At 71.6% G+C, this 24,577-nt stretch carries 23 protein-coding genes and 6 tRNA genes; 12 read left to right on the top strand and 17 right to left on the bottom strand.

Annotation, left to right across the window (positions count from 1 at the left end; all coding sequences use genetic code 11):
• Positions 1-10: 10 nt before the first annotated feature.
• The 4 genes from ACFC0D_RS30935 to pgsA form a co-directional block, all read right to left on the bottom strand.
• Positions 11-652: an MBL fold metallo-hydrolase gene (locus ACFC0D_RS30935; protein WP_376443015.1), complete on the bottom strand. Its 642-nt coding sequence runs from the start codon at positions 650-652 to the stop codon at positions 11-13.
• Between the two features lie 286 nt (positions 653-938).
• Positions 939-2,102: a glycosyltransferase family 4 protein gene (locus tag ACFC0D_RS30930; RefSeq protein WP_376443013.1), complete on the bottom strand. Its 1,164-nt coding sequence runs from the start codon at positions 2,100-2,102 to the stop codon at positions 939-941.
• Positions 2,099-3,007, bottom strand: a complete 909-nt coding sequence (locus ACFC0D_RS30925) for a phosphatidylinositol mannoside acyltransferase (RefSeq protein WP_376443040.1) — start codon at positions 3,005-3,007, stop codon at positions 2,099-2,101. Before ACFC0D_RS30925 ends, ACFC0D_RS30930 begins: the two co-directional genes overlap by 4 nt.
• Before the next feature lie 14 nt (positions 3,008-3,021).
• Positions 3,022-3,690, bottom strand: coding sequence for a phosphatidylinositol phosphate synthase (pgsA, locus tag ACFC0D_RS30920; protein ID WP_329122787.1), 669 nt, complete (start codon positions 3,688-3,690; stop codon positions 3,022-3,024).
• 282 nt (positions 3,691-3,972) lie between these two features.
• On the opposite strand from pgsA, the gene ACFC0D_RS30915 reads away from it, so the two are divergent.
• Both ACFC0D_RS30915 and ACFC0D_RS30910 read left to right on the top strand, forming a co-directional pair.
• Positions 3,973-6,180, top strand: coding sequence for an elongation factor G-like protein EF-G2 (locus tag ACFC0D_RS30915; RefSeq protein ID WP_376443009.1), 2,208 nt, complete (start codon positions 3,973-3,975; stop codon positions 6,178-6,180).
• Between the two features lie 221 nt (positions 6,181-6,401).
• Positions 6,402-8,042: a hypothetical protein gene (locus tag ACFC0D_RS30910; protein WP_376443005.1), complete on the top strand. Its 1,641-nt coding sequence runs from the start codon at positions 6,402-6,404 to the stop codon at positions 8,040-8,042.
• A gap of 46 nt (positions 8,043-8,088) precedes the next feature.
• Here ACFC0D_RS30910 and ACFC0D_RS30905 read toward each other — a convergent pair whose 3' ends face one another.
• Entirely contained in the window at positions 8,089-8,661 is a 573-nt protein-coding gene (locus ACFC0D_RS30905) for an HIT domain-containing protein (RefSeq protein ID WP_376443002.1), read from the bottom strand.
• A gap of 66 nt (positions 8,662-8,727) precedes the next feature.
• On the opposite strand from ACFC0D_RS30905, the gene ACFC0D_RS30900 reads away from it, so the two are divergent.
• Positions 8,728-9,405, top strand: a complete 678-nt coding sequence (locus tag ACFC0D_RS30900) for a potassium channel family protein (protein ID WP_376443000.1) — start codon at positions 8,728-8,730, stop codon at positions 9,403-9,405.
• A gap of 18 nt (positions 9,406-9,423) precedes the next feature.
• Here ACFC0D_RS30900 and thrS read toward each other — a convergent pair whose 3' ends face one another.
• The 3 genes from thrS to ACFC0D_RS30885 form a co-directional block, all read right to left on the bottom strand.
• Positions 9,424-11,400, bottom strand: coding sequence for a threonine--tRNA ligase (thrS, locus tag ACFC0D_RS30895; protein ID WP_329122777.1), 1,977 nt, complete (start codon positions 11,398-11,400; stop codon positions 9,424-9,426).
• Positions 11,401-11,671: 271 nt separating this feature from the next.
• Positions 11,672-12,946 carry a hypothetical protein gene (locus ACFC0D_RS30890; protein WP_376442997.1) on the bottom strand — a complete coding sequence of 425 codons (1,275 nt, stop codon included), beginning with the start codon at positions 12,944-12,946 and terminating at the stop codon, positions 11,672-11,674.
• Positions 12,946-13,512 carry a DUF4365 domain-containing protein gene (locus tag ACFC0D_RS30885; RefSeq protein ID WP_376442994.1) on the bottom strand — a complete coding sequence of 189 codons (567 nt, stop codon included), beginning with the start codon at positions 13,510-13,512 and terminating at the stop codon, positions 12,946-12,948. The genes ACFC0D_RS30890 and ACFC0D_RS30885 overlap by 1 nt, the downstream gene beginning before the upstream one ends.
• Before the next feature lie 120 nt (positions 13,513-13,632).
• On the opposite strand from ACFC0D_RS30885, the gene ACFC0D_RS30880 reads away from it, so the two are divergent.
• Positions 13,633-14,361 carry a 3'-5' exonuclease gene (locus ACFC0D_RS30880; RefSeq protein ID WP_376442991.1) on the top strand — a complete coding sequence of 243 codons (729 nt, stop codon included), beginning with the start codon at positions 13,633-13,635 and terminating at the stop codon, positions 14,359-14,361.
• Between the two features lie 69 nt (positions 14,362-14,430).
• On the opposite strand, the gene ACFC0D_RS30875 is transcribed toward ACFC0D_RS30880, so the two are convergent.
• Positions 14,431-14,502: transfer RNA gene (locus ACFC0D_RS30875), tRNA-Val, on the bottom strand.
• A gap of 39 nt (positions 14,503-14,541) precedes the next feature.
• A complete protein-coding gene (locus ACFC0D_RS30870) occupies positions 14,542-15,036 on the bottom strand; it encodes an SRPBCC family protein (RefSeq protein ID WP_376442988.1) in 495 nt (164 codons plus the stop codon).
• An 83-nt stretch (positions 15,037-15,119) separates the two neighbouring features.
• Between ACFC0D_RS30870 and ACFC0D_RS30865 the strand changes: the two genes are divergently transcribed.
• Complete coding sequence (locus tag ACFC0D_RS30865) at positions 15,120-17,750, top strand: SCO7613 C-terminal domain-containing membrane protein (RefSeq protein ID WP_376442985.1); 2,631 nt, start codon at positions 15,120-15,122, stop codon at positions 17,748-17,750.
• Between the two features lie 61 nt (positions 17,751-17,811).
• Here the strand turns inward: ACFC0D_RS30865 and ACFC0D_RS30860 are convergent.
• Positions 17,812-17,886: transfer RNA gene (locus tag ACFC0D_RS30860), tRNA-Val, on the bottom strand.
• 53 nt (positions 17,887-17,939) lie between these two features.
• Positions 17,940-18,362 (bottom strand): TIGR02611 family protein, encoded by a 423-nt coding sequence (locus ACFC0D_RS30855; protein WP_376442983.1) that lies wholly within the window; start codon positions 18,360-18,362, stop codon positions 17,940-17,942.
• A 190-nt stretch (positions 18,363-18,552) separates the two neighbouring features.
• Here ACFC0D_RS30855 and ACFC0D_RS30850 point away from each other — a divergent pair, with 190 nt between their 5' ends.
• Both ACFC0D_RS30850 and ACFC0D_RS30845 read left to right on the top strand, forming a co-directional pair.
• Positions 18,553-18,966, top strand: a complete 414-nt coding sequence (locus tag ACFC0D_RS30850; RefSeq protein ID WP_015032345.1) for an SsgA family sporulation/cell division regulator — start codon at positions 18,553-18,555, stop codon at positions 18,964-18,966.
• A gap of 264 nt (positions 18,967-19,230) precedes the next feature.
• Positions 19,231-19,788 (top strand): CGNR zinc finger domain-containing protein, encoded by a 558-nt coding sequence (locus ACFC0D_RS30845; protein WP_376442980.1) that lies wholly within the window; start codon positions 19,231-19,233, stop codon positions 19,786-19,788.
• A 19-nt stretch (positions 19,789-19,807) separates the two neighbouring features.
• On the opposite strand, the gene ACFC0D_RS30840 is transcribed toward ACFC0D_RS30845, so the two are convergent.
• Both ACFC0D_RS30840 and ACFC0D_RS30835 read right to left on the bottom strand, forming a co-directional pair.
• On the bottom strand, positions 19,808-19,975 hold the full coding sequence (locus ACFC0D_RS30840; RefSeq protein WP_329125923.1) for a hypothetical protein: 168 nt from the start codon (positions 19,973-19,975) through the stop codon (positions 19,808-19,810).
• Between the two features lie 79 nt (positions 19,976-20,054).
• Positions 20,055-20,483, bottom strand: coding sequence for a hypothetical protein (locus ACFC0D_RS30835; RefSeq protein ID WP_376443037.1), 429 nt, complete (start codon positions 20,481-20,483; stop codon positions 20,055-20,057).
• A gap of 166 nt (positions 20,484-20,649) precedes the next feature.
• Between ACFC0D_RS30835 and ACFC0D_RS30830 the strand changes: the two genes are divergently transcribed.
• Positions 20,650-21,165 (top strand): DsbA family protein, encoded by a 516-nt coding sequence (locus tag ACFC0D_RS30830; RefSeq protein ID WP_376442977.1) that lies wholly within the window; start codon positions 20,650-20,652, stop codon positions 21,163-21,165.
• An 11-nt stretch (positions 21,166-21,176) separates the two neighbouring features.
• Here the strand turns inward: ACFC0D_RS30830 and ACFC0D_RS30825 are convergent, their stop codons facing one another.
• The 3 genes from ACFC0D_RS30825 to ACFC0D_RS30815 are packed head-to-tail and all read right to left on the bottom strand — an operon-like array spanning position 21,177 to position 23,952.
• On the bottom strand, positions 21,177-22,016 hold the full coding sequence (locus ACFC0D_RS30825; protein WP_376442975.1) for a GNAT family N-acetyltransferase: 840 nt from the start codon (positions 22,014-22,016) through the stop codon (positions 21,177-21,179).
• Positions 22,017-22,075: 59 nt separating this feature from the next.
• Entirely contained in the window at positions 22,076-22,903 is an 828-nt protein-coding gene (locus ACFC0D_RS30820; RefSeq protein ID WP_376442972.1) for an aminotransferase class IV, read from the bottom strand.
• Entirely contained in the window at positions 22,900-23,952 is a 1,053-nt protein-coding gene (locus ACFC0D_RS30815) for a chorismate-binding protein (protein ID WP_376442970.1), read from the bottom strand. Before ACFC0D_RS30815 ends, ACFC0D_RS30820 begins: the two co-directional genes overlap by 4 nt.
• A 232-nt stretch (positions 23,953-24,184) precedes the next feature.
• Here ACFC0D_RS30815 and ACFC0D_RS30810 point away from each other — a divergent pair.
• The 4 genes from ACFC0D_RS30810 to ACFC0D_RS30795 all read left to right on the top strand — a co-directional run bounded on the left by ACFC0D_RS30810 (position 24,185) and on the right by ACFC0D_RS30795 (position 24,554).
• A tRNA-Gly gene (locus tag ACFC0D_RS30810) sits at positions 24,185-24,257 on the top strand.
• A 39-nt stretch (positions 24,258-24,296) separates the two neighbouring features.
• Positions 24,297-24,370, top strand: a tRNA-Cys gene (locus ACFC0D_RS30805).
• 1 nt (position 24,371) lies between these two features.
• Positions 24,372-24,443: transfer RNA gene (locus ACFC0D_RS30800), tRNA-Val, on the top strand.
• A gap of 39 nt (positions 24,444-24,482) precedes the next feature.
• Positions 24,483-24,554 (top strand) — tRNA-Val (locus ACFC0D_RS30795).
• Positions 24,555-24,577 lie beyond the last annotated feature (23 nt).

The raw sequence follows: 24,577 nt of genomic DNA, 5'->3' as shown, positions 1-24,577 counted from the left end.
GGCGCAAAGGCTACCGTCGCGGTGGCAGGACCCCTTCCCACAGGTCACGGTCGTGGGCGAACCGGACCTTCGCCGTCCGCCCGTCCGAGAGCTCCGCGAGCCGGTCGAGCCAGGGGCGGTACGGCACGCCGAACTCGGCCGCGAAGTCGTACGCCTGCCCGGCGAGGACGGTGACGCGGTCGCCCTGGTCGAGGACCAGGGACTGGTGCCCCTCGGTGTGCCCGGGTGTGGGTACGACGGTGATTCCCGGCGCGATCGTGTGCTCGCCGTCGATCTCCTCGTGGCGGACGCCCTCGAGCAACCAGTCCAGCGTGTAGTCACCGGCCCGCGCGGTGGCCAGTTCCTTGCGCTGGACGAGCACGGGGGTGTCGGGGAAGAGCGGGTTGCCACCGATGTGGTCGAAGTGGAGATGGCAGTTCACGACGAGGTCGACGTCCCTGGCCACGGCGGGCAGGGGGTGGCGGGTGGGCCGGTAGTGCGCGTCCGTCTCCGGGGAGCCCTCCCCCATGCCGGTGTCGAAGAGGAGGGTGCCGTGCTCGTGGCGTACCAGGTACGCGAGCACGGGCTCCACGCGCGCGTGGGGCCCGCCCCACTCTTCGGCCGGCCGCACGAAGTACCCCAGGTCCAGTGTTTCCACGCTCGGTGAGGTCATCGCCCCAGCGTGCCAGGCGGGCCAGGCTGTCGGGCCGAACGGGCCGAACCGGCCTTGAAGCAGCGGCAGTCCGGCCGGTTCAGGACCGGGCCGGGATCCTGAACCGGTCCCGGTCCTGTCCCGGGTATCGCCCGAAGTCCCGGGCCGGTCCCAGGTCGCCCGACACCGCCGGTCGGCCGGCGTCCCCGGTCGCCCGACGTCCCCGGTCGGCCGGCGTCCCCGGTCGGCCGGCGTCCCCGGTCGGCCGGCGTCCCGGGTCGGCCGGACCCCAGCCCCCGAAGGCCGTTCAGTCCCGCGACGCCAGACCGAACCTGGCCCGCAGCCCCGTGCGTTCGTCCGTCGCCACCGAGGCCGCGCCGTCCGTCACCGTCTCGTAGACCGCGAGGATGTCCGTGCCCACCGTCGACCAGTCGAAGCGCCGTACATGCGCGCTGCCGCGCTTGCGCAGCTCGTCGCGGCGTACGTCGTCCCCGAGCAGCCGGATCGCCGCGTCGGCCAGCGCGTCCGCGTCCTCGTTGGCGAACAGCTCGCCCGCCGCTCCCTGGTCCAGGACCTGGGCGAACGCGTCCAGGTCGGAGGCGAGGACCGGCGCTCCCGCCGACAGCGCCTCGACCAGGATGATGCCGAAGCTCTCGCCGCCCGTGTTCGGCGCCACGTAGACGTCGACGCTGCGCAGCAGCCGCGCCTTGTCCTCGTCGCTGACCATCCCGAGGAACTCGACGCGCGACCGCATCTCGCGCGGCAGCGAGGCCACCGCCTCCTCCTCGTCGCCGCGCCCGGCGACCAGGAGACGGGTCTCCGGCCGCTCGGCGAGGATCTTCGGCAGGGCCTTCATCAGGACCGGGAGGCCCTTGCGCGGTTCGTCGATCCGGCCGATGAACCCCAGCGTTTTGCCCTGCCACTCCTCCTTGGGCTCGGCCCGCGCGAAGAAGTCGACGTCGACCCCGTTGGGAATGACGACGGCGTCCCCGCCCAGGTGCTCGACCAGGGTGCGGCGCGCGTACTCGCTCACCGCGATCCGCGCGCTGATCTTCTCCAGGGCGGGTTGCAGGATCGGGTAGGCCGCGATCATCGCCCGCGAGCGCGGGTTGGACGTGTGGAAGGTGGCCACGATCGGCCCCTGCGCCGCCCAGCAGCTCAGGAGTCCGAGCGAGGGCGAGGCCGGCTCGTGGATGTGGATGACGTCGAAGGTGCCGTCGTGCAGCCAGCGCCGCACGCGCGCCGCCGACAGGAAGCCGAAGTTGAGCCGCGCCACCGAGCCGTTGTACGGCACCGGCACGGCGCGCCCCGCCGAGACGACGTACGGCGGCAGCGGCGTCTCGTCGTCGGCGGGCGCGAGGACGGAGACCTCGTGACCCAGCCGGATCAGGTGCTCCGCCAGGTCGCGGATGTGGAACTGGACGCCGCCCGGTACGTCCCAGGAGTACGGGCAGACGATGCCGATCTTCACGTCCGCCCTTCCTCCCCGCGCTCCTCCAGGTCCACGAGCCACAGTCGTTGCAGCATGTGCCAGTCCTCCGGGTGGTCCGCGATACCGCCGGCGAAGGCATCGGCCAGCGCCTGTGTCATCAGGGACGTCTTTTCGGCCCGGGTACCTGTCTCGGGCACGTCGATGGGTGCGTGCACCCGCCCCTTCATGACCGGGGTGTCGTCGTACCACAGGGTCACGGGCAGCAGCAGCGCACCCGTCTGCTGGGCGAGCATCGCAGGACCGGCCGGCATCCGCGCCGTCTCGCCGAAGAACTTGACCTCGATACCGGTGGCGGAGAGATCGCGGTCGGCGACCAGACAGATCAGACCACCGGCCCGCAGTCGCCGCGCCAGCGTGCCGAAGGCGGATCCGCCGGTGTGCGGCAGGACCTCCATGCCCAGCGACTCGCGGTAGGCGACGAAGCGGTCGTACAGCGTCTCCGGCTTGAGCCGCTCCGCGACCGTGGTGAAGGGCACGCCGAGCGAGCGGGTCACCCAGACGCCCGCGAGGTCCCAGTTGGCCAGGTGCGGCAGCGCGAGGATGACGCCGCGCCCCGAGGCGAGGCCGTCCTTCAGATGGTGGACGTCCTTGATGTCGAAGGCGTCGTCGACGCGTTCCTTGGTCCAGGTCGGCAGCCGGAAGGACTCCATCCAGTACCGCATGTACGAGCGCATCCCGGCCTTCGACAGCTCGGCGAGCCGCTCGGGTGTCGCGTCGGGGACCACGCGCGCCAGGTTGGACTCCAGGCGCAGCACGCTCTTGCCGCGCCGCTTCCAGGCGTAGTCGGCGATCCGCCGGCCGAGCCCGGTCGCGACGGGCTCCGGCAGTTTCTTCACGGTCGACCAGCCGAGCCCGTACAGCCCGTCGGTCAGCCGGTCCTTCATCCCACTCGCGCCACTCATGACGTCGCCTCGTTCCCCCCTGCGGCGGACGCGGCCGCGTCCGCCTCCGCCGACTCCCGTCGTACCGTCACCACTCGCTGCCCCAGTGTCACCGCGGAGCCCACGGCGACGATCCACAGCGCGATCGGGAGGAGCACGTCGATGCCGGGCACGCCGAAGGCGTGCAGTCCGGCGAGACCCGCGGCGACCAGTGAGATCACCAGCCGCTCGGCCCGCTCCACCAGGCCGTTGACCGCGACCGGCAGGCCAATCGATTCACCACGCGCCTTGGTGTACGAGACGACCTGGCCGCTGGCCAGGCAGAAGATGGAGACCGCGCACAGCACGTTGTCGTTGCCCGTACCCGCGTACCAGAGCGCGAAGCCACCGAAGATGGCGCCGTCGGCGACCCGGTCGAGGGTCGAGTCGAGGAACGCGCCCCACCGGCTGGAGATCCCGGCCTGCCGGGCCATGTTGCCGTCGACGAGGTCGGAGAAGACGAAGAGCGTGATGACGATCGTGCCCCAGAAGAACTCTCCCCTGGGGAAGAAGACCAGTGCACCCGCCATCACTCCGGCCGTGCCGATGAGCGTGACCGCGTCGGGGCTGACGCCCCGGCGAAGCAGAAACGCGGCGAACGGTGTGAGGACACGCGTAAAAAATGCACGCGCGTACTTGTTCAGCATGGCCTTCCCGAGGTTCGGTGGGCCGCGCGGCCCCTACGACCACCGGCCCGCCCATCGTAGCCAGGACCACCTTGCCATTCCGTCGGCCACCCGCCCTGTCGCGTCGTGTACGACGTATGGACGCGCCCTGACGTCGGTGCAAAGCTCGAAGGACCACCGCGGGCATCGCCGGAGCTGCACGCGATCCCCTCCCGCGCCGACTCCCTCGCGCCCGCGCCCCGCCGCACCGTACAGCCGGCCCACGCCGCGCGACCGGTGCAAGCGATCGGGAGGAAACGAACCATGGGCGACAAGGCGAACGCACACTCCGGAGCCGCCGGCAGGGCTCCAACGGCCGACCGGCCCTCGGCCGTACGGAACGTGGTGCTGGTCGGCCACAGCGGATCGGGAAAGACGACGCTCGTCGAGGCGCTGGCGCTGACCGCGGGGGCGGTCAACCGGGCAGGGCGCGTCGAGGACGGCGGAACGGTCTCCGACTACGACGAGATCGAGCACCGCCAGCAACGTTCCGTACAGCTCTCCCTCGTCCCCCTCGAATGGGACGGGTGCAAGATCAATCTCCTCGACACCCCGGGATACGCCGACTTCGTCGGGGAGCTGAGGGCCGGTCTGCGCGCGGCGGACGCGGCCCTCTTCGTCGTCTCGGCCGCCCAGGAGGCCGACGCGATCGCCGGGTCGACCCGCATGGTGTGGGAGGAGTGCGCGGCGGTCGGAATGCCCCGCGCCATCGTCGTCACCCACCTGGACACGGCCCGCACCGGCTTCGACGAGCTGACCGCCGTCTGCTCCTCGATCTTCGGCGGCGACGACCCCGATGCCGTACTCCCGCTCTACCTGCCCGTCCACGGCGCCGAGGCGCCGGACGGCCACGCCCCGACCACCGGCCTGGTCGGACTGCTCTCGGAGCGGATCTTCGACTACTCCACGGGCGTACGGCAGGAGAATCCGCCGGACGACGGCCAGCAGGAGCTGATCGCCGAGGCCCGAAACCGGCTGATCGAGGGGATCATCGCGGAAAGCGAGGACGAGACCCTCATGGACCGCTATCTCGGCGGCGAGGACGTCGACATCAAGTCGCTCATCGACGACCTCGAGAAGGCCGTCGCCCGTGGCACCTTCCATCCGGTGCTGGCCGCGGCGCCCGCCACGGACGGCGGGAAGCAGGGGCTCGGAACCGTCGAGCTGCTCGAACTGATCACGGGCGGCTTCCCCACCCCGCTGGAGCGCGAGGCGCCCGCCGTCACCACTCCCGACGGCGTCCCGCGGCCGGCGGTCACCTGCGACCCCGACGGTCCGCTCGTCGCGGAGGTCGTGAAGACCGCCTCCGACCCCTATGTCGGCCGGATCTCGCTGGTCCGGGTCTTCTCCGGCACTCTGCGCCCCGACGAGACCGTCCATGTCTCGGGGCACGGGCTGACCGACCGGGGTCACGAGGACCACGACGTCGACGAGCGGGTCGGCGCGCTGACCTCGCCCTTCGGCAAGCAGCAGCGCACGCTCAACCGGGTCATCGCGGGCGATCTCGCCTGTGTCGCCAAGCTCGGCCGCGCGGAGACCGGTGACACCCTCTCCTCCAAGGACGATCCGCTCCTGATGGAGCCCTGGACGATGCCCGATCCGCTGTTGCCGCTCGCGATAGAGGCGCACAGCAAGGCCGACGAGGACCGGCTCTCCCAGGGGCTGTCCCGGCTCGTCGCCGAGGACCCCACCATGCGCCTGGAGCAGAATCAGGACACCCATCAGGTCGTCCTGTGGTGTCTCGGCGAGGCCCATATGGACGTGGCCCTGGAGCGGCTGCGGAACCGGTACGGGGTGCAGGTGGACGCGGTGCCGCACAAGGTGTCGCTCCGGGAGACCTTCGGCGGGCCGTCGGCCGGCCGGGGCCGGCATGTGAAGCAGTCCGGCGGACACGGCCAGTACGCGATCTGCGAGATCGACGTCGAGCCGCTTCCTCCGGGCAGCGGCATCGAGTTCGTCGACAAGGTGGTGGGCGGTGCGGTACCGCGCCAGTTCATCCCTTCCGTCGAGAAGGGGGTACGCGCCCAGGCCGCGCGCGGGGTCGCCGCCGGATATCCGCTGGTCGACGTGCGGATCACGTTGCGCGACGGCAAGGCCCACTCGGTCGACTCCTCCGACGCCGCCTTCCAGACGGCGGGCGCGCTCGCGCTGCGCGAGGCGGCGGCCGAGGCGAGCATCCAGCTTCTGGAGCCGGTGGCCGAGGTCCAGGTCCTCGTCCCCGACGAGTACGTGGGGCCGGTGATGAGCGATCTGTCGGGGCGGCGCGGGCGGGTCGTCGGGACCGAACAGGCCGGTCCCGGGCGGACGTTGGTCCGCGCCGAGGTCCCTGAGATCGAGATCGGCCGGTACGCGGTGGACCTCCGGTCCGTCTCGCACGGCACCGGCCGCTTCGACCGCGCGTACGCCCGTCACGAGGCCATGCCGCCGCATCTCGCGGACAAGATCCGCGGGCAGGCGGAGAAGGGATCCTAGTCACCTTCCGTCACTTGCGCCCCCTCCCCCACGGCCGGATGTCGCCCGTCCAACTCCCCTCCGACGGGCGGCATCCGGCCGACCCGTGACGCATCCGCCAGTACCCGGTTACGCTGTGGTGCCCAGCTCAGCAGGTGTGCGGGGCGCGGTAGTTGGGAACAGGCCGCAGAGGGTACGCGGTCAACCACGCGGGCACGCGGCGATGGGGGCATCAGGTGGCGATGGGCAGTTTCGGACCCGGGGCGCAGATTCCCCTCCAGGGCTCCGACGGACAGACGGCGGCCACGCACGCCCTCGCCTCCGCCGCGTACCGCGACGGCCCGGTCGAGGAGATCCTCAACGCCAACAACGACTGGCACAAGTCGACGGTCAAGGAAGGGAAGTGGAAGAAGCTCTTCCGCCCGGATCTCGGTGAGGCCTTCTCGCGGGCGGTGCAGGTACGGACACTCGGCGGCGCCCGCAAGCCGCTGATCCAGTCCTTCGGCACCGAACCGCAGCCCGTGGTCGAGCACTGCCTGGCCGCCACCGGGATCCGCAAGCAGCGGGACACCAGGCTGACGCTGATCACCCTGGTCTTCGGCATCCTCTTCCTGCCCGGCCTGCTGCTCTGGCTCGGCGTCATCCAGCTGCGCCGCATGGTCGCCGGCACGGAGAACAGGCGCACCAGCGCCATCGGCACGGGGCTTCTGGTCGGCGCCGGGCTGCTCGCCGCCATCGTCATGATCAAGCTGCCCGTCGACGGGGTGCTGTCGCTCTACCTCCGGGCCATGGTCGTGGCCCCGGTCATCGGCTGGTTCCTCGCCAAGCGGGTCTGCGAGTCCACGGCCAAGGATCTGCGCGAGCGCTGGTCCGCCCTGCTGAGCGGCGGCGGCATCGGTGCCAAGGTCCCCGAGGCCGTACCCCAGGACCCCACCGAGAAGGCGGCCGAGGCCCTCCGCCAGAACCTGGAGAAGCTCACCGCCGAGCAGCAGTCCAACGTCGTCTTCTACGCGGGCCCCAAGGGAATACTGGGCATGGGCACGCGCTGGGGCAGCTGGACGCTCGCCGAGGAACTGGTCCCCAAGGACGGCACGGAGATCCACGACTTCCGCGCCTGGGACGTCGTACGGAAGATCCACGACCAGCTCACGCTTCTGGAGCGCGGCTCCCTCAAGACCGGTTTCCCCAAGCCGACCGTCAAGCATTGGATCGTCTCCCCGGTCGGCGAGGGCGCCGACGAGGTCGCCCGCCCCGACGGCGAGAACATCGTCCACTTCCAGGTGAAGCCGCACGAGATACAGCGCATCTGCAACGACCAGCAGTTCGGCAGCGGCAACCGCCACTACCTCGGGGTGCAGTTCACACTCTGGGACGGCCAGCTGGTCCTGACCATGATGATCACGGTCACCTCACTGCTGCACACGCTGCGCGTGGAGGTCACCGGCCACGCCCTGGGCCCCGTCCACTCCCTCTTCACCACCAAGCCCAAGGCGAAGACGAAGGAGGTCTCCAAGACCGTCCGGTTCTGGGAGACCAGGGAGATCCAGCTGCCGCTGGTCGACACCGACGAGGTGGTCCGGCTCGCGGTGCGCGCCCCGCTGACCTGGTTCCCGCCGATCCTGGACTTCCTCGGCGGCAAGCTCGTCCTGCCCGAGCCCTTCGGGCTGCGGCACGCCTGGGCCGCGCAGCCCTGGCGACACCGCTTCATGGCCGACGACGCCATCCGCACGGCGACGCCCGTGATGCGCGCCGTCCACGCCGCGACGATCAAGGTGCTCGACGAGCACGGCGTGGACACCGAGCGCTTCACCAACCGCTCCCTGATCCTGAGCGGCGCCATCCAGGACCCGGGCCCGAAGAAGGCCGACGTCTACGACGCATAGGCGCCGGGGCCCGGAGCACCCGGAAGCCGGGGGTTCCGGGCTCGCCTCAGGCGAGCTCGGACGAGGCCGGCCAGGCGGCGGCGAGCATGGTGCGGGTGTCGGCGAGGAGCTGCGGCAGCACCTTGGTGTGGCCGACGACCGGCATGAAGTTGGTGTCGCCGCCCCAGCGGGGCACCACGTGCTGGTGCAGATGGGCGGCGATGCCGGCGCCCGCGACCGAGCCCTGGTTCATGCCGATGTTGAAGCCGTGCGCGCCGGACGCGGACCGCAGCGCGATCATGGCCCGCTTGGTGAACTCGCCCAGTTCGGCGGTCTCCGCCGTGTCCAGGTCCGTGTAGTCGGCGACGTGCCGGTACGGCACGACCATCAGGTGCCCGCCGTTGTACGGATAGAGATTGAGCACGGCGTACACCTTCTCGCCGCGCGCGATCACCAGCCCGTCCTCGTCCGACTTCGCCGGGATCGAGCAGAAGGGACAGCCGTCCTCGGCCCCTGGCCCGGTCGGCTTGTTCTCGCCCTGGATGTACGCCATCCGGTGAGGGGTCCACAGGCGCTGGAACGCGTCCTGCGTCCCCACTCCGATCTGCTGCTCCGGCTCAATCGTCATGCTGTGCAGCATATTGCTTCGCCCGTTCGGAACGTGTCGCCGGGGCGTTGATCACCCCGCCTCGGAGATGCTGATCCGATGAACGAGAGGCAGGACAGGCAAGAGCGCTGGGACCGGCGCATGGAGACACCGCTCGCGGTGGCGTCCCTGCTCTTCCTCCTCGGGTACGCGGTACGGGTCCTGGCCAACGGCCTCGACCAGGTCTGGCTGGACCTCTGCCTGACCGTCACGCTCATGGCCTGGGCCGTCTTCATCGTCGACTACGCGGTACGGTTCCGGCTCAGCGGCCTCGGCCCGCTGCGCTTCGTCCGCGCGCATCTCCTGGGCACCGTGATCCTGGTGCTGCCGCTGCTGCGGCCGTTGCAGATGGTGAAGATCTACGACCGGATCCAGCGCCGCCGCGACCAGCCGCGTCTGACCCTCTACGCCCGGGTCATGGCGTATTCCAGTCTCACGGTCGCCCTGCTGGGCTTCGCGGGCGCACTCGCCGTCCTCCAGCACGAGCGCGGGGCCCCGGGCGCCACGATCCGCACCTTCGGCGACTCGCTCTGGTGGGCGGCGGAGACTCTGACGACGGTCGGGTACGGGGACGTGACCCCGGTGACCCCGACCGGGAGGGTCATCGCGGTGGGCATGATGGCCTGCGGGGTCGCGCTGATCGGAGCCGTGACGGGTTCGTTCTCGTCCTGGCTGATCCAGTCCTTCAAGCGGGAGGACGAGAAGAGGCCCCCGGGGGATTCCCCGGGGGCCTCCTGACCTCGTGTCCGCGGTGTATCAGACCTGGACGCGGTCCTCGACGATCTTGGCGATCTTGGCGATGGCCTCGTCGACCGGGATGCCGTTCTCCTGCGAACCGTCGCGGTAACGGAAGGAGACGGCGCCGTTGGCCATGTCCTCGTCACCCGCGATGATCATGAACGGAACCTTCTGCTTCTGCGCGTTGCGGATCTTCTTCTGCATCCGGTCCGAGGAGGCGTCGACCTCGACCCGCAGCCCCTGCTTCTTCGCCTTGGCGGCGAACTCCTGCAGGTACGGGATGTGCGCGTCGCCGATCGGGATGCCGGTCGCCTGCACCGGGGCCAGCCACGGCGGCATGGCACCCGCGTAGTGCTCGAGCAGCACCGCGAAGAAGCGCTCGATGGAGCCGAACAGCGCACGGTGGATCATGACCGGACGCTGCTTGGTGCCGTCGGGGCCGGTGTACTCGAGGTCGAAGCGCTCCGGCAGGTTGAAGTCGAGCTGCACGGTCGACATCTGCCAGGTGCGGCCGATGGCGTCGCGCGCCTGCACGGAGATCTTCGGGCCGTAGAAGGCGGCGCCGCCCGGGTCGGGGGTGAGCGGGAGGCCCTGCTTCTCGGCGACCTGCTGGAGGACCGCGGTGGCCTCCTCCCAGATCTCGTCCGAGCCGACGAACTTCTCCGGGTCCTTGGTGGACAGCTCCAGGTAGAAGTCGGTCAGACCGTAGTCGCGCAGCAGGTTCAGGACGAAGGTGAGGGTCTTGTCGAGCTCCTCCGCCATCTGCTCCTTGGTGCAGTAGATGTGCGCGTCGTCCTGGGTGAAGCCGCGGGCCCGGGTCAGGCCGTGCACGACGCCGGACTTCTCGTACCGGTACACGGTGCCGAACTCGAAGAGGCGCAGCGGCAGCTCACGGTAGGAGCGCCCACGCGCGTCGAAGATCAGGTTGTGCATCGGGCAGTTCATGGGCTTGAGGTAGTAGTCCACGCCCTCGTCGAGCTGCATGGGGGGGTACATGCCCTCGGCGTACCAGTCGAGGTGGCCCGACTTCTCGAACAGCTTGCCCTTGGTGGCGTGCGGCGAGTAGACGAACTCGTAGCCCTCCTCCTCGTGGCGCTTGCGCGAGTAGTCCTCCATGACCCGGCGGATGATGCCGCCCTTGGGGTGGAAGACGGCGAGGCCGGAGCCGATCTCGTCCGGGATGGAGAAGAGGTCGAGCTCGTTGCCGAGCTTGCGGTGGTCACGCTTCTCGGCCTCGGCGAGGAAGTCGAGGTGGGCCTTCAGCTCGTCCTTCGACGGCCAGGCGGTGCCGTAGATGCGCTGGAGCATCGGGTTCTTCTCGCTGCCGCGCCAGTAGGCGGCGGCGTTGCGCATCAGCTTGAACGCCGGGATGTTCCGGGTGGTGGGCAGGTGGGGGCCTCGGCAGAGGTCCTTCCAGCACAGGTCGCCGGTCTTGGCGTCCAGGTTGTCGTAGATGGTGAGCTCGCCGCCGCCGACCTCGACGTTGGCACCGTCGTCGGTCGAGGCGGAGCCCTTGATGCCGATGAGTTCCAGCTTGTACGGCTCGTCGGCGAGCTCCTCGCGGGCGGCCTCGTCGGTCACCACACGGCGGGAGAAGCGCTGCCCCCGCTTCTGGATCTCCTGCATCTTCTTCTCGATGGCCTTGAGATCTTCGGGGGTGAACGGCTTCTCGACGTCGAAGTCGTAGTAGAAGCCGTCACGGACCGGCGGGCCGATGCCCAGCTTGGCCTCGGGGAAGAGCTCCTGCACGGCCTGGGCCATGACGTGCGCGGTGGAGTGGCGCAGGATGTCGAGGCCGTCCGGGGACGAGATCTCGACGGGCTCGACGACATCGCCCTCGGCGACGACGTAGGTGAGGTCCTTCAGCTCACCGCCGACACGGGCGGCGATCACGGACCGGTCGTCGGCGAACAGCGCGCCGGCCGTGGTGCCCGCGCTCACCGCCCGATCCTCGGCTCCTGAGGCGGACTGGACGGTCACACGGACATCAGACACGGATGCTCTTTCCATAAGGGCGCAGGCAGACACGAAGTGCCGGCGTCGACGGTGCGCGGCAGAGACGAGGTGCCGCGTCCCAGCAATCCTAAGGGCTCGGTTCGCCGCGGGGCGCGGAGAGCCGGGCTCACGGCGTCGTACGTGCCCGCCCCGTACCTCGGAGAACGCACGCGTTCGCCGCTGTTCCCCCGGCGCCCTTCGACTCACTCGCCGGGCCCATGAGGGCACCGCTGCCCACGCGGCGCCCCGCCGGCACCGGCCCCGCAACGGGTCACTCGCCCGGCCCGCAGGCCTCCTCGAAGAAGTCGAGGTTCTCGTGCAGGGACTTCATCAGCCGGTCCCGCTCCGCCTCGTCGACCTGCACAGGTACGACTCCGGAGGCATCGGTCAGCCGCCGGAACCCTCCCCGGCTCTCCAGCCGTCCCACGACCCGGATCGGCAGCCCCACGAGATGGGCGTGGCCCGCCGTGCGGTACGACTCCTCGTCCAGGGTGACCCGCACGTGCGGCACCTCCGCGCCGCCCAGGACCCGCAGGCGGACGGTTCCCTCGCCGCGCGGGCCGGAGCGGCGCATCCGGACGACGGCGCCGGTGATCCGCACCGGCACGGACGGCTCGTCGGTCAGATAGCGGGCGCCGGCTTCGCGCAGCGCGGGCAGATCACCCGCCGAGAACTCCACGGGCTCGGGCCGCGCCGCGCAGCCCACCGGGGTCCCGGCCGCGGGGGCCCACTCCAGCGCGATCCGCGCGCCCTCGGTGCCCCGCACCAGCGCCACGAGGGCCTCGGTCAGCTCGCGGCTCACCCCGGCCTCCACCGCCGCGTCGAAGGCCTCCATGCCACCGGTCGCCCGCTGGTAGTCGGTGGCCTCCCGCGCCGCGTAGAGCGCGTGGTAGAGCCGTACGGCGATCGCCCGGCCGGGGTCGACGGGGACGAACGCGGTCAGACCCCGGCCGCCGGGTGCCGCCCCCACGACGACGGCCTGCAGGGACGCCTGGGCCTGGCGGCGGTGCCTGGCGCCGTAGTACCCGGCGCGGCCGCGGACGGCGAGCGCGCCGGCGAGGAGGAGCTGGCGTGCGGCGGACCTGAGCTGTTCCTGGACGGTCCACGGGACGGTGCCCGCCGGTCCGGGCGGCACGTCGCGCCACCAGCGGATCTCGTCGCTGGGCACGGTCAGTCCGACCAGGACCTCCCGGGCGGAGGGCGCCGCGCTGTGCTGGAGGGCGGTGAGCGCCTCGCCGAGCAGGTCCTCGCAGTCGGGGAAGGCGCGGCTCTCGGGCACGAGCAGGCTCGTGGCACCGGTCGAGCCGCCCGACGGCGGAGGGGTCCAGCGGCTGTAGCGGCCCGCGGCTCCGCCGCGTCGCCGCCAGCCGTGGCGGGCGAGGAGCGCGCCGAGGACGAGCGGGTCGACCCGTCCGGGGTCCGGCGCGCCCCCGGTCTCGGCCCAGGGGCCGCCGGGGATGTCGCCGGGCGTGGGATGAGGGCGGAACGGTGGCAGCGCGGGCCCGAATCCGGACCCGCCTCCCGGTTCCTCGATCGGTCGGTGCATCAAGGTCTCCCTCCCACGCCGACCCGGGTCATGATCTCGCAGAGCGCCCGGTCGTCGAAGATCCGTGCCGTCGGTATGCGCACGGTCGTCCGGCGCCGTCCCGTGACCGGGTGGCCGGCCAGGTTGATCCAGTAGCAGCAGTGCCGCAGGTCGAGCCGGTCGTGGCCGGCCCGCAGCCAGTCGTCCTGTGAGCGCGGCACGATCATCACGACCAGGATCTTGTGCACCGAGACGGGGGTCCGCGCCAGCTTCACCAGGTGGTCGTTGTCGAGGGTGAAGGAGAACGCGGGCCCGGGCGGCCGGGGCGCCAGCTGGTAGGTGCACTTGAGCTGCACCTTGATGGTCACTTCGTCGTCGACGGTGTGGCCGGGAGCGCTGTGGCTCACGTGCCAGTCGATTCCGTTGTCCGGAAAGGGCTGCGACAGCGAGCAGCCCGCCGCCGCCGCGACCGCGTGGAGATATCCGACCTGGAGGGTCTCCATGCAGGCGGTGGTGGCGAGTGAGCCGCGCAGCGGTGCTGCCCGCTGGGGCGGCAGCCCTCCCGATTCGGGCTGGGCGAGCGCCATGTCAATTCCCTTCCCCGTCATCTGTGTTGTCACCGGCCCGCGTACGGCGCAAACAGCCCGGGTATCACCGATTCGGGCAGGGGGATCGCCATCTGCCGCAGAGGTGCGAGGAGTTCGGGGATGACGACGCACTGGTACGACGGGCCCCTGGCCGCATTCGACACGGAAACCACAGGAGTCGACGTCGAGGAGGACCGGATCGTCTCGGCCGCCCTCGTCGTCCAGGACACGGCCGGGGGGCGTCCGCGGGTGACGCGCTGGCTGGTCAATCCCGGGATTCCGGTGCCCGCTGCGGCCACGGAGGTCCATGGTCTGACGGATGAACATCTGCAGCGGCACGGGCGCTGGCCCGCGCCCGTGATGGAGGAGTTGGGGCGGGCGCTCGCCGAACAGTGTGCGGCGGGCAGGCCCTTGGTGGTGATGAACGCGCCGTTCGATCTGACGATCCTGGACCGTGAGCTGCGGCGCCATCGCGCCTCCTCGCTGGGTCGCTATCTGGAGAACGCGTCGCTGTGCGTGTTGGATCCGCGGGTGCTCGACAAGCATCTGGACCGCTACCGCAAGGGCCGCCGGACACTGACGGATCTGTGTGCGCAGTACGGCGTGGAGCTGGACGGCGCGCACGACGCGGCGGCCGACGCGACGGCGGCGCTGGATGTCGTACGGGCGGTGGCGCGGCGTTTCACGTCCCGGCTCGAGCGGCTGTCACCGGCGGAGCTGCACACCTTGCAGGCGGTGTGGCACGCGGCGCAGGCGCGCGGGCTGCAGGCGTGGTTCACGCGCAACGGGACGCCGGAGACGGTGGATCCGGCGTGGCCGCTCCGTCCGGAGATGCGGACGGCGGCGTGAGGGACGGCTGCGGAAGGGCCGGGAAATGCGGAAGGCCGGTCCGTCTTTCGACGGACCGGCCTGTCCCGGTGGGCGATACTGGGATCGAACCAGTGACCCCTTCGGTGTGAACGAAGTGCTCTCCCGCTGAGCTAATCGCCCGGGAACGGGTTGAACCATACAGGTTTCCGCGGGCTTCCTTCAAACCGGGCCGCTGTCCCCCGTCGCCGGCCGGGACGCGCCACTCTCAGCGGGCCCCGCCAGCCTGGCCGCCAGGCCGCGCCGTCCGGCGCGCATCATCAGGGCGTGGTTGGCGCGGAAGACGGGCCGGCCGGGGACCGCGAGGCGGCGCATGAGGGGGCTGGTCACCTCGACCTCCTGCTCGTAGACCGCGCGGGTGCCCCGGCTGCGGGAGGTCAGGGTCCAGCGGGCCCAGCCCTCCAGATCGCCGCGCAGCGCGACCTCCAGGACGCGGGCGACGGGGTCCCGGCGCCGGGCTTCCGCGGTGACCACGAGGTCGTACGGGAGCAGGGAGCGGAAGCGGGCTGTGCTGGTGAGCTCGTCGACGGGGACGACCTCGCGGACCTGCGGCCACCACCGGGGGTACTCCTCGGCGCGTTCGAGCACGGCGTAGACGGCGTCGGGCGGGGCGGCCAACTGCCAGACGCTGCGGAAGCGGTAGCGGCACCAGTCCATGTACCCAGTGTGTACGTACTCAGGCGGGGATATGAGTACCCGCGCGCATACCCCTTCCGTGTGTGCGGGGCCACACTCCGCACATGGACAACGCCCTGCCACCCGCGGACGAGCTGCGGCTCGTCGACCGCGAGCTGGCCCAACTCGACGCTCGCCGGTCCCAGTTGCTGGCCCGCCGGACCTGGCTGCTGCACGTGCTGCAGCCGCCCGTGACGATCCCGTCCCCGCCGCGGGCCGCCTCCGGACCGGTGGCGGACTCGACCCCGCGCAGTGCGCAGAACGTACTGCTCACCCTGGGCGGGGTGCTGCTGACGATCGCGGCGCTCGCCTTCACGCTGGTGAGCTGGGGTTCGATGGGGATCGGCGGCCGTGCGGCCGTCCTGGGCGTGGTGACGTCGGCCGCGCTGGCCGCGCCGGTGCTGCTGCTGCGCCGGGGCCTCGGCTCCACGGCGGAGTCGGTGGCGGCGCTCGGCCTGGTGCTGATGGTGCTCGACGCGTACGCGCTGCACCGCGTCGCGCTGCCCGACACCGACGCCCTCGGGTACACCGCGGTGGCCTCGGCGGTCCTCGCCGGCGCCTGGACGGCGTACGGCTCGGCGCTGGGACGGCTGCGGATTCCGCTGCCGGTGGCGGTGGTGACGGTGCAACTGCCGCTGCCGCTGGGCGTGCTGGCGGCGGACGGCGGCGCGCTCGCCCTGGGCTGGGCTGCGCTCGCCACGGCGGTGGCGGATCTGGCCGTGGTGCTGTGGGTGAAGTCGGCTGCGGTACGGGCGACGGCGGGCATCGGCGCCGGGGTGATGGGCGGCTGGGCCCTGGTGACGGGCGGCGTCCTGTCCCTGTCCTCGGCGATTCCGGCGGGTGCGCTGCTGCTGGCCTGCGCGGGGGTGGCGCTGTTCCTGGCGATGGGAGCACCTGCCGGCGGCAGTCGGGCAAGGGTGGCCGAGGCCGCGGAGGCCATGTCCGTGGTCGCGGGGCTCGCGGTGATCGCGGCGGTGGGCGGCGTGCTGCGGGTGGTGCTGCCGGGCGACTGGGAGGTGCCGGGGTACGTGCTGTGCGCGGTGGCCCTGGCGGCGGTCCTGCGCTCCTCGGCGCCGCGCGCGGTGAAGCGGGGCCTGGCGGGCGCGGGGGCGGGCGTGCTGGCGCTGGGCGTGGCCTGGGCGCTGCCGCCGGTGGCGGCGGCGCTGCTCGCCCCCCTGGCGCGGACGACCCCGGTGTGGTCGGGCGCGCAGGCGAACGACGTGCTGACCTGGTACCCGTCGACGGCTTCGCTGGTGCTGCTCGTCGCGGTGGCGGTCCTGTCGGCGGTGCCTCGCCTCTGGACCCGCTGCGGCGCGCTCCTGCTCGCATGGGCGCTCCTGACGGCGCTCCCGCTCTCCCTGGACCTCCCCCACGCACCCACCCTCGGACTCCAACTCGTGACGAGCGCGGCGGCTCTGTTCCTGGCGTGCCGCCCGGGAACGCTGACACCCGGACTCCCGGTTCAGGCTGCGACAGCCGAGACGGGCGGGACGGGCGGAGCCGAGACCGGCGACGCGGGCACGGGTGCCGAGACCGGCGACGCGGGCACGGGTGCCGAGACCGGCGACGCGGGCACGGGTGCCGAGACCGGCGAGGACGCCGGGGCGGCTCCGCAGGCCACAGTTCCCGCTTCCGGCGCCGCCGAGGCCTCCGGTCCCGCTCCGCAGGGCCAGTGGGCCGGCTGGGGACCCGGGGCGGGCCAGGGGGTCGTCGGTGTGCCGGCGTCGCCGCGGGAGGTTCTCGGATGGGCGGCGCTCGGCTGCGGGCTCGCGACGGCGGCGAGTACGGTCGCGGCGGCCCTGGACACGCGAGCGGCGACCTTCACCGTGCTGGGCGCCCTGCTCGGGTTCTTCGTCGCGGTCGCGTTCCTCGCCGAGGGCGCGCGGCGGGCCGTGGCGGCCTGTGTCGCGGTCGGTACGGCGGCGGGCCTCGTGTGCGCCGGGGCGGCCGCCGCGGAGCTCCAGGACCACCACACGGCCCTCGCCCTGCTCGTGGTCCCGGCGGTCACCGCCGCGGCGGGAGCCCGGCTGCGGCGCCGTCCGGTCGCCCTGCCCCTGGAGATCAGCGGGGCGGCCGTGGCGGTCCTCGCGCTCGCCCTGGCCTTCTCGCGGCCGGCCGTTCTCGCGCTCGCCCTCGCCCTGTGCGGGGTGGTCGCGGCGGCGACGGCCGTCCGCCCCGAGCGGCGCCCGTTCGCCTCGTGGACGGCCGCGGCGCTGTTCCTCGTCGCGACCTGGGTGCGGCTCGCCGTGTGGGACGTGGAGACCCCGGAGGCGTACACGCTGCCGGTGACCGTGCCCGCGCTCGTGGTCGGCGTGCTGCGCCGGCGCCGCGACCCCGGGGCCTCGTCCTGGGTGGCGTACGGTCCCGGCCTCGCGGCGACGCTGGTGCCGAGCCTCTTCGCCGCCTGGGCGGACCCCGACTGGCCGCGCCCGCTGCTCCTCGGCCTCGCCGCGCTCGTGGTGACGCTGCTGGGCGCCCGGTTCAGGCTGCAGGCGCTGCTCGTGCTCGGCGGCTCGGTGCTCGCCCTCGACGGGCTGCACGAGCTGGCCCCGTACGTGGTCCAGGTCGTGGGCGCCCTCCCCCGCTGGCTGCCGCCGGCGCTTGCCGGACTGCTGCTCCTCGCGGTGGGCGCCACCTACGAACAGCGGCTGCGGGACGCCCGCCGGTTCCGGGAGCGGCTCGGCCGCATGAGCTGACGTGACGGGGGAACGCCGAAGGCCCGGAGACTGGATCCAGTCTCCGGGCCTGCGGTCCGGGTGGTGGGCGATACTGGGTTCGAACCAGTGACCTCTTCGGTGTGAACGAAGCGCTCTCCCACTGAGCTAATCGCCCGGGCGCACCGCAAACATTACCCCATGTCAGAGGGGCACCCGACCGCCTTCAGGTCAGTCGTTGATCTTCCACGGCATGACGAAGCCGTACTTCCACAGATAGAAGCCGAGCAGCACCGCGATGATCACCAGACCGATCGTGGTCAGGATGATGTTGCGCCGCCGGACCTTCGGATCGAGCGCCCGCTGAGCGGCCTCGGTGACCTTCCGCTTCGTCCAGCGGAGCACGAGCTGCGCCCAGACGAACTCGGTGGCCCAGATCGCCATACCGCCGAAGATCACCAGCCAGCCGGGACCGGGCAACGGCAGCATGACGACGCCCGCCCCCACGACCGCCAGCCCCACGATGAAAACGCCGACCTGCCAGCTCAGGTGCAGGGTCCGGCGGGCCTTGATGAACTCGGGGGCCCGGGATCCCAGCTCGGATTCCCCGTCGGCCGCGGACTCCCCGGTGCGCTCGTCACTCTCCGCATTCATGGGCCCCAACCTACCGGATTCAAGACCATCACCGGAATGGCCGTATTACCCGAAGTCACACACCCCCGAACGAGCTACCTGAACGATCACAAAACAGACAGAGGGGTTTACAACGGCACCGTAGGTGGCATGTCGATTTCGCCGACGTGCGAATCCCCGAGCGCACACTGAGCGAAAGGCCCTGGCGCTTATGAACACCACGGTCAGCTGCGAGCTGCACCTGCGCCTCGTTGTGTCGAGCGAGTCCTCACTGCCTGTACCCGCGGGCCTGCGGTATGACACGGCCGATCCGTATGCCGTGCACGCCACCTTCCACACCGGAGCCGAGGAGACGGTCGAGTGGGTCTTCGCCCGCGACCTTCTCGCCGAGGGGCTGCACCGGCCCACCGGCACCGGCGACGTCAGAGTCTGGCCGTCCCGCAGTCACGGTCAGGGCGTCGTCTGCATCGCGTTGAGTTCCCCCGAGGGCGAAGCCCTGCTCGAGGCCCCGGCGAGGGCCCTGGAGTCGTTCCTGAAGCGGACCGACGCCGCCGTGCCACCGGGCACCGAGCACCGCCACTTCGACCTCGATACGGAGCTCTCCCACATCCTGGCCGACAGCTGAGCCAGGCCGAGAGCCGCACGGCGCCGTCCGACTCGGGGAGACGGCGCCGCGCGGACAAACCCATACGGCAGACATCGGCGTCCTCACGCGCAGCCGGCGCGAGGAGGACGCCGATGCCCGTTTCCGGGTCGCGGGCGGCAGGTCGAAGCATGGTTTCGGCCCCGTTCCGGCCCGCTTTCGGACCGCTCCGGGCGACACGCGGCGAAGCCGCTAGAGTCAGCGCAATTCGCGGGCGCCCGCCCGCAGCCGGCCATGGAGCGAATCGTGCTGATCCCTCACGACACCCGGATCGCCCTCGACACCGTCGTCGATCTGATGAACACCGCCCCCCAGGGCGACCGTGACGACGAGCTCGGGGACCTCCAGTCGCTGCACACCTTCGTGCGGGCTCACGACATCAGCGGCGTCGGCGAGCTCGACGAGAACGACCTGCGGGGCGTACGCGAGGTGCGCGCCAGGTTCACGGCCGTCTTCGCGGCGCCGGACGCCCGGATCGCGGCGACGCTGATCAACCAGCTGGTGGCGGCCGCGGGCACGACGCCCCAGCTCACCGACCACGACGGTTACGACTGGCACGTGCACTACTTCGCGCCGGGCGCGTCGATCACCGACCACCTCGCCGCGGACTGCGGCATGGCACTGGCGTTCATCGTGGTGGCGGGCGAGCAGGAGCGCCTGCGGCGCTGCGAGGCCCCGGACTGCGGCCGGGCCTTCGTCGACCTCTCCCGCAACCGTTCCCGCCGGTACTGCGACAGCCGCACCTGCGGTAACCGGCTCCACGTGGCCGCGTACCGGGCGCGCCGCAAGGAAGCCGCCGGCTGATCCGACCCGATCCGGCCCCTCAAAGCAGGAACAGATCGTGCACGGCGGCCATCAGGAGCAGACAGCCGATCACCGCGAGGAAGATCATCAGCGGCGGCTGCGAGAGCGCGAACAGGCAACCGCGCGGCTCTTCGGTGGGGGCGGGGGCGTGATCCCGCGAGGTATCCAGCATCTCGGGGGCGATCATGGCGCAGCGACACCCCGGACCGCCCGCAACACGCCCCTCGGGGAGGGCAGTTCATCCCATCCCGTGGATACCGAGCCCGTCAGATCCCGTGCTTCTTCAGGATTGCCTCGATGTCGCTGAAGTCGTCCCCGGCCTGCTTCGCCTGCGGCTTCGGGGTCGCCCCGCGCTGCCCCTGCCCCAGCGCGGGGGCCGAAGCGGCCGGTGCGGCGACGGCATCGGGCCGGGCGCCCTCGGTCGCCTCCCTGCGCCCCTTCCTGCGCCGCTCGACGGCGCGCGTGGACATGAAGAGCAGCCAGGCCACACCGAGCACGCCGAAACCGGCCCAGGCGGTCGGGCTGAAGGCCGTGTCGAAGGCCCACTCCACCGCCCCGGTCATGACCAGGCCGATGGGCACGAGGGAGTAGGCGGCGATCCGCGTCGCGGCGAGGAAACGCTTGCGGTACGCCGTGATCGCGGCGATGCCCAGTCCCGCCACGGACACCGCGGAAAAAATGGTCTCGGCGAGCATGCGATCCTCCTGGGCCAGGGCGATACGTCCCTTCCATCCTGCACCGGTGAGGCCGCTCGCGGCCATGTTCCGGGCCGACCTCAGGGAGATCTCCGGGTCACCCCCGCCGGATCTCCTCCCCAGGTCCCGGTTGGGACCGGCCTCCGGCGGCTGGAAGACTGCCCCCATGAGTGACTCCACCACCCCGTCCACCTCCCCCGTCGCCGTGGAGGCCTGGTTCGACCTCCAGTGCTCCGACTGCTTCCGCGCGCTCGACGACGTGCGCGCGCTGCGCGAGAAGTACGGCGAGCGGATCGACGTACAGCTGCGGCACTTCCCGCTGGAGAAGCACAAGCACGCCTACGCCGCCGCCCAGGCCGCGGAGGAGGCGGCCGAGCAGGGCAAGGGCTGGCCGTACGCGGAGGCGCTGCTCGCCAGGACGACGGAGCTGGGCGACCGGGGCGAGCCGGTCCTCCTGGACGTCGCGAGCGAACTTGGCCTGGACGCGGAGGAGTTCGACACCGCTCTGATCGACGGCCGGCATCTGCTGACCGTCGACGCCGACCAGGCCGAGGGCAAGGCGATCAAGGTCACCGGCACGCCGACCTATGTCGTGGGCGGCGAGCGCCTGGACGGCGGCAAGAGCCAGGACGGCCTGCGCGAGCGCGTCGAGGCGATCGTCGACCGCCTCCTCGTCGGCTAGCCCGTCACGGCCTAGAGCAGTCGCTTGTAGCTGTTGACGTGCGTCGTCCGGTAGCTGAGCGACTCGTAGAGCCGGATCGCCGGCGTGTTGCCCGTGAAGACATGGAGTCCCAGCAGGCGCCCGCCGGCGTCGATCGCGACCCGCTCGGCGAGCAGCATCAGGGCGCGGCCGTAACCATGGCCCCGAGCTCCCTCCGCGACCTCGATGTCGTAGACGTAGCTGCCCGAGACCCCGGGCTCCAGCTCACGGGCGGCGGTCCACACCTGACCGACGACCTCGCCGTCCCGCAGCGCCAGGTTGATCGCCGTGCCGGGCGTGGCCAGCCCCTGCGGAAGCAGCTCCCGGTGGCTGGCCTCGGCCTTGGCGCGCGCCTGGTCCGGCGCCACACCCCGGTCGATCCAGCTCTGTGCATAGGAGTCCCTGGCCGCCGCCTCCCAGTCCCCGTACTCCGCCTCGGTCATGGGGCGGACGGTGACGCCCAGGGGCAGCTCGGGCGGCTCGCCCGGCAGCTCCTTGACCATGTTCCGGCTGCGTTCGCTGTACCCGAGGACGTCGGCCATCCGCAGCGCCGCCCGGGCGTCCGCCGGTACGGAGATCTGGACCTCGCCGCAGCCCCAGCCGCGCAGCACCTCCTCGGCGGCGAGCGCGGCGACCGTGCCACGGCCGCGGCGGCGGTCCTTCTCGTCGATGCCCAGGGCCTCGATCACACCGGCCGCGGCACCGAATCCGGGGGCGGTGGCGAGATGCACGGAGCCGACGCGACGGCTGTTCACACAGACGTCGTAGGTGCGTGATCGGTCGCCGCCGGGGGTCTGCTGAAGCGGCCCGGTCGGCCGCAGGGTGGTGGTCATCACCGGTGTTCTACCCACCCGGCGGCCGTCCGTCATCCGGTTTTGGAGGTGCGGTCCGTTCAGAGGTGCGGGTCCCTGCGGGCCGCCGCGCGCTCGTCGAAGATCCGCATCGCCTTGGCGGTCACGGGGCCCGGGGCGCCGGCCAGCTCGTGCCCGTCGACCCGGTGGACGGCCTGGATGTCGCGGAGGGTCGAGGTCAGGAAGATCTCCTCGGCACTCTCCAGGACGTCGAACGGAAGGTCGGTCTCCTCCGCGCCGGTCCACCGCACCGCGAGGGCGCGGGTGATGCCCGCCAGGCAGCCCGACGAGACGGGCGGGGTGTGGATCCGGCCGTCGATCACGACGAAGACATTGGATCCGGTGCCCTCACAGAGCCGGCCGACGGTGTTGGCGAACAGCGCTTCGGAGGCGCCCTTTTCACGTGCCCTGGCCAGGGCGACGACGTTCTCGGCGTACGAGGTGGTCTTCAGGCCGGTGACCGCGCCGCGCTCGTTGCGGGTCCAGGGGACCGTGATCACCGCGGTCGAGTCGGCGCGACGGCCCGTCTCACCGAGTGCCACGACCAGGCCGGCTCCCTCGTCGCCGCGCTCGGAGCCGAGCGGGGAGACTCCGCCGGTGTACGTGATCCGGAGCCGGCCCAGCTCCATCGGGTTGGCCTCGAGGACGGCGGCGCAGGCGCGGCGGACCTCGTCGAGGTCGGGGTCGGGCAGGCCGAGCCCGCGTGCGGAGCGGGTGAGGCGCTCCAGGTGCAGGGTGAGGGCGAAGGTCTCGCCGCGCTCGGCCTTGACCGTCTCGAAGACGCCGTCGCCGACGGTCAGACCGTGGTCCAGTACGGAGACCCGGGCTTCCGCCGCGTCGTACAGTCCGCCGTTGACCCAGATTTTCATCGAGATATGGCCTTTCCGCTCGCCTCGTACGTGCCCGACGCTACCGCCAGCAGGCGGGACGCCTTCAATTCGGTCTCCGCCCACTCGTGCTCGGGGTCGGAGCCCCAGGTGATGCCGGCGCCGGTGCCGAAGCGGAGCACGCCCTCGGCGCGGTCGATCCAGAAGGTGCGTATGCCGACGGCGAGCTCCGCGGTGCGGCGGTCGGCGTCGACCCAGCCGATGCCTCCGCAGTAGGGGCCGCGGGGCGCGGTCTCCAGGGCCTTGATGATCCGCAGGGCGCTGGACTTGGGAGCGCCGGTGACGGAACCGGGCGGGAAGGTCGCGTCGAGCAGCTCCCGCCAGCCGGCGCCCTCGTCGAGGTCGCCGCGGACGGTGGAGACGAGATGGACCAGGCCGGGGTGGGGTTCGACGGCGCACAGCTCGGGGACGGTGACCGAGCCGCTCGCGCAGACCCGGCCGAGATCGTTCCGTACGAGGTCCACGATCATCACGTTCTCGGCGTGGTCCTTCTCCAGGAGACCGTCGGCGGTCCGCGCGGTGCCTTTGATGGGGCCGGACTCGACGGTGCGTCCCTCGCGACGCAGATAGAGCTCGGGGGAGGCGGTGGCGATCTCCACCCCGTGGGCGGGCAGCCGAATCGTTCCGGCGTACGGGGCGGGGTTGCCTCGCGCCAGGACGGCGGTGAGGGCGTCGACGTCGGCGGCGTGCGGGTCGGGCAGCGGCGCGGTCATCACACGGCAGAGGTTGGCCTGGTAGACCTCGCCCCGCGCGATGTGCGCGCGGATGGCGCGGACGCCGGCGATGTACGCGGCGCGGTCGAGCGAGGACGTCCAGTCACCCACGGCGGGCCCCCGCCAGGCCCCGGGGTGGGGCGCGCGGACGGGGTCCGGGCGTACGTCGCCGAAGCGGGCGCAGGTCAGACGGCCCTCGAAGTCCGCGGAGACGGCCCAGAAGCCGGCGGAGTCCAGGGCCTCGGGGTCACTGGTGACATCCCGCAGGTCGGTCGCGACGAGGCCGGCGAAGCGGGCCAGGGGAGCAAGGTCGTGCACGGATCGAGTCTAGGCCGGTGGGTGAGGGACGGCGGGCGTACGCCGGGACGCTCACGTGGGGACGGCTGCGAGCCACGTCGGGAACACGAGGAGTGAACGCCGCACGAACGCTCCTGGCCGCCCGGCTGGGTACGCAGCTCAGCACGCTGCGGAAACGCGTTTTTGTGCTGGCCCAGGAATCCGCTAGAGTTCAACACGTCGCCGGGACGCGCAAGCGGAACGGAAACGACAAGCGGACGTGGCTCAGTTGGTAGAGCATCACCTTGCCAAGGTGAGGGTCGCGAGTTCGAATCTCGTCGTCCGCTCGATGTGGGGGATCTTCCCGAACCCCTGTATTCACTCCTGGTGGAGTGGCCGAGAGGCGAGGCAACGGCCTGCAAAGCCGTCTACACGGGTTCAAATCCCGTCTCCACCTCCAAGCGCGATTAGCTCAGCGGGAGAGCGCTTCCCTGACACGGAAGAGGTCACTGGTTCAATCCCAGTATCGCGCACGCAGAACAACCGAAGATCCGGTCCGCAAGGACCGTCCCGCGCGATTAGCTCAGCGGGAGAGCGCTTCCCTGACACGGAAGAGGTCACTGGTTCAATCCCAGTATCGCGCACGCAGTAACAGCTGGTCCTGTAT

It is taken from the genome of Streptomyces sp. NPDC056222 (assembly GCF_042264065.1).
In the GTDB taxonomy this organism is placed as follows: Bacteria; Actinomycetota; Actinomycetes; order Streptomycetales; family Streptomycetaceae; genus Streptomyces.
The sequence above is the reverse complement of the archived record's forward strand: the minus strand, read 5'-3'. Positions and strand labels throughout refer to the sequence as shown.

Bases quoted from the DNA above. Each gene is read 5' to 3' on its own strand.
- ACFC0D_RS30865 (WP_376442985.1), top strand. From the start codon at position 15,120: ATGGACAACGCCCTGCCACCCGCGGACGAGCTGCGGCTCGTCGACCGC.
- ACFC0D_RS30820 (WP_376442972.1), bottom strand. From the start codon at position 22,903: ATGAAAATCTGGGTCAACGGCGGACTGTACGACGCGGCGGAAGCCCGG.
- ACFC0D_RS30925 (WP_376443040.1), bottom strand. From the start codon at position 3,007: ATGAAGGACCGGCTGACCGACGGGCTGTACGGGCTCGGCTGGTCGACC.
- ACFC0D_RS30905 (WP_376443002.1), bottom strand. From the start codon at position 8,661: ATGCTGCACAGCATGACGATTGAGCCGGAGCAGCAGATCGGAGTGGGG.
- ACFC0D_RS30850 (WP_015032345.1), top strand. From the start codon at position 18,553: ATGAACACCACGGTCAGCTGCGAGCTGCACCTGCGCCTCGTTGTGTCG.
- ACFC0D_RS30825 (WP_376442975.1), bottom strand. From the start codon at position 22,016: ATGACCACCACCCTGCGGCCGACCGGGCCGCTTCAGCAGACCCCCGGC.
- ACFC0D_RS30890 (WP_376442997.1), bottom strand. From the start codon at position 12,946: ATGCACCGACCGATCGAGGAACCGGGAGGCGGGTCCGGATTCGGGCCC.
- ACFC0D_RS30840 (WP_329125923.1), bottom strand. From the start codon at position 19,975: ATGATCGCCCCCGAGATGCTGGATACCTCGCGGGATCACGCCCCCGCC.
- ACFC0D_RS30855 (WP_376442983.1), bottom strand. From the start codon at position 18,362: ATGAATGCGGAGAGTGACGAGCGCACCGGGGAGTCCGCGGCCGACGGG.
- ACFC0D_RS30830 (WP_376442977.1), top strand. From the start codon at position 20,650: ATGAGTGACTCCACCACCCCGTCCACCTCCCCCGTCGCCGTGGAGGCC.
- ACFC0D_RS30900 (WP_376443000.1), top strand. From the start codon at position 8,728: ATGAACGAGAGGCAGGACAGGCAAGAGCGCTGGGACCGGCGCATGGAG.
- ACFC0D_RS30915 (WP_376443009.1), top strand. From the start codon at position 3,973: ATGGGCGACAAGGCGAACGCACACTCCGGAGCCGCCGGCAGGGCTCCA.
- ACFC0D_RS30835 (WP_376443037.1), bottom strand. From the start codon at position 20,483: ATGCTCGCCGAGACCATTTTTTCCGCGGTGTCCGTGGCGGGACTGGGC.
- ACFC0D_RS30910 (WP_376443005.1), top strand. From the start codon at position 6,402: ATGGGCAGTTTCGGACCCGGGGCGCAGATTCCCCTCCAGGGCTCCGAC.
- ACFC0D_RS30935 (WP_376443015.1), bottom strand. From the start codon at position 652: ATGACCTCACCGAGCGTGGAAACACTGGACCTGGGGTACTTCGTGCGG.
- ACFC0D_RS30870 (WP_376442988.1), bottom strand. From the start codon at position 15,036: ATGGACTGGTGCCGCTACCGCTTCCGCAGCGTCTGGCAGTTGGCCGCC.
- pgsA (WP_329122787.1), bottom strand. From the start codon at position 3,690: ATGCTGAACAAGTACGCGCGTGCATTTTTTACGCGTGTCCTCACACCG.
- ACFC0D_RS30885 (WP_376442994.1), bottom strand. From the start codon at position 13,512: ATGGCGCTCGCCCAGCCCGAATCGGGAGGGCTGCCGCCCCAGCGGGCA.
- ACFC0D_RS30880 (WP_376442991.1), top strand. From the start codon at position 13,633: ATGACGACGCACTGGTACGACGGGCCCCTGGCCGCATTCGACACGGAA.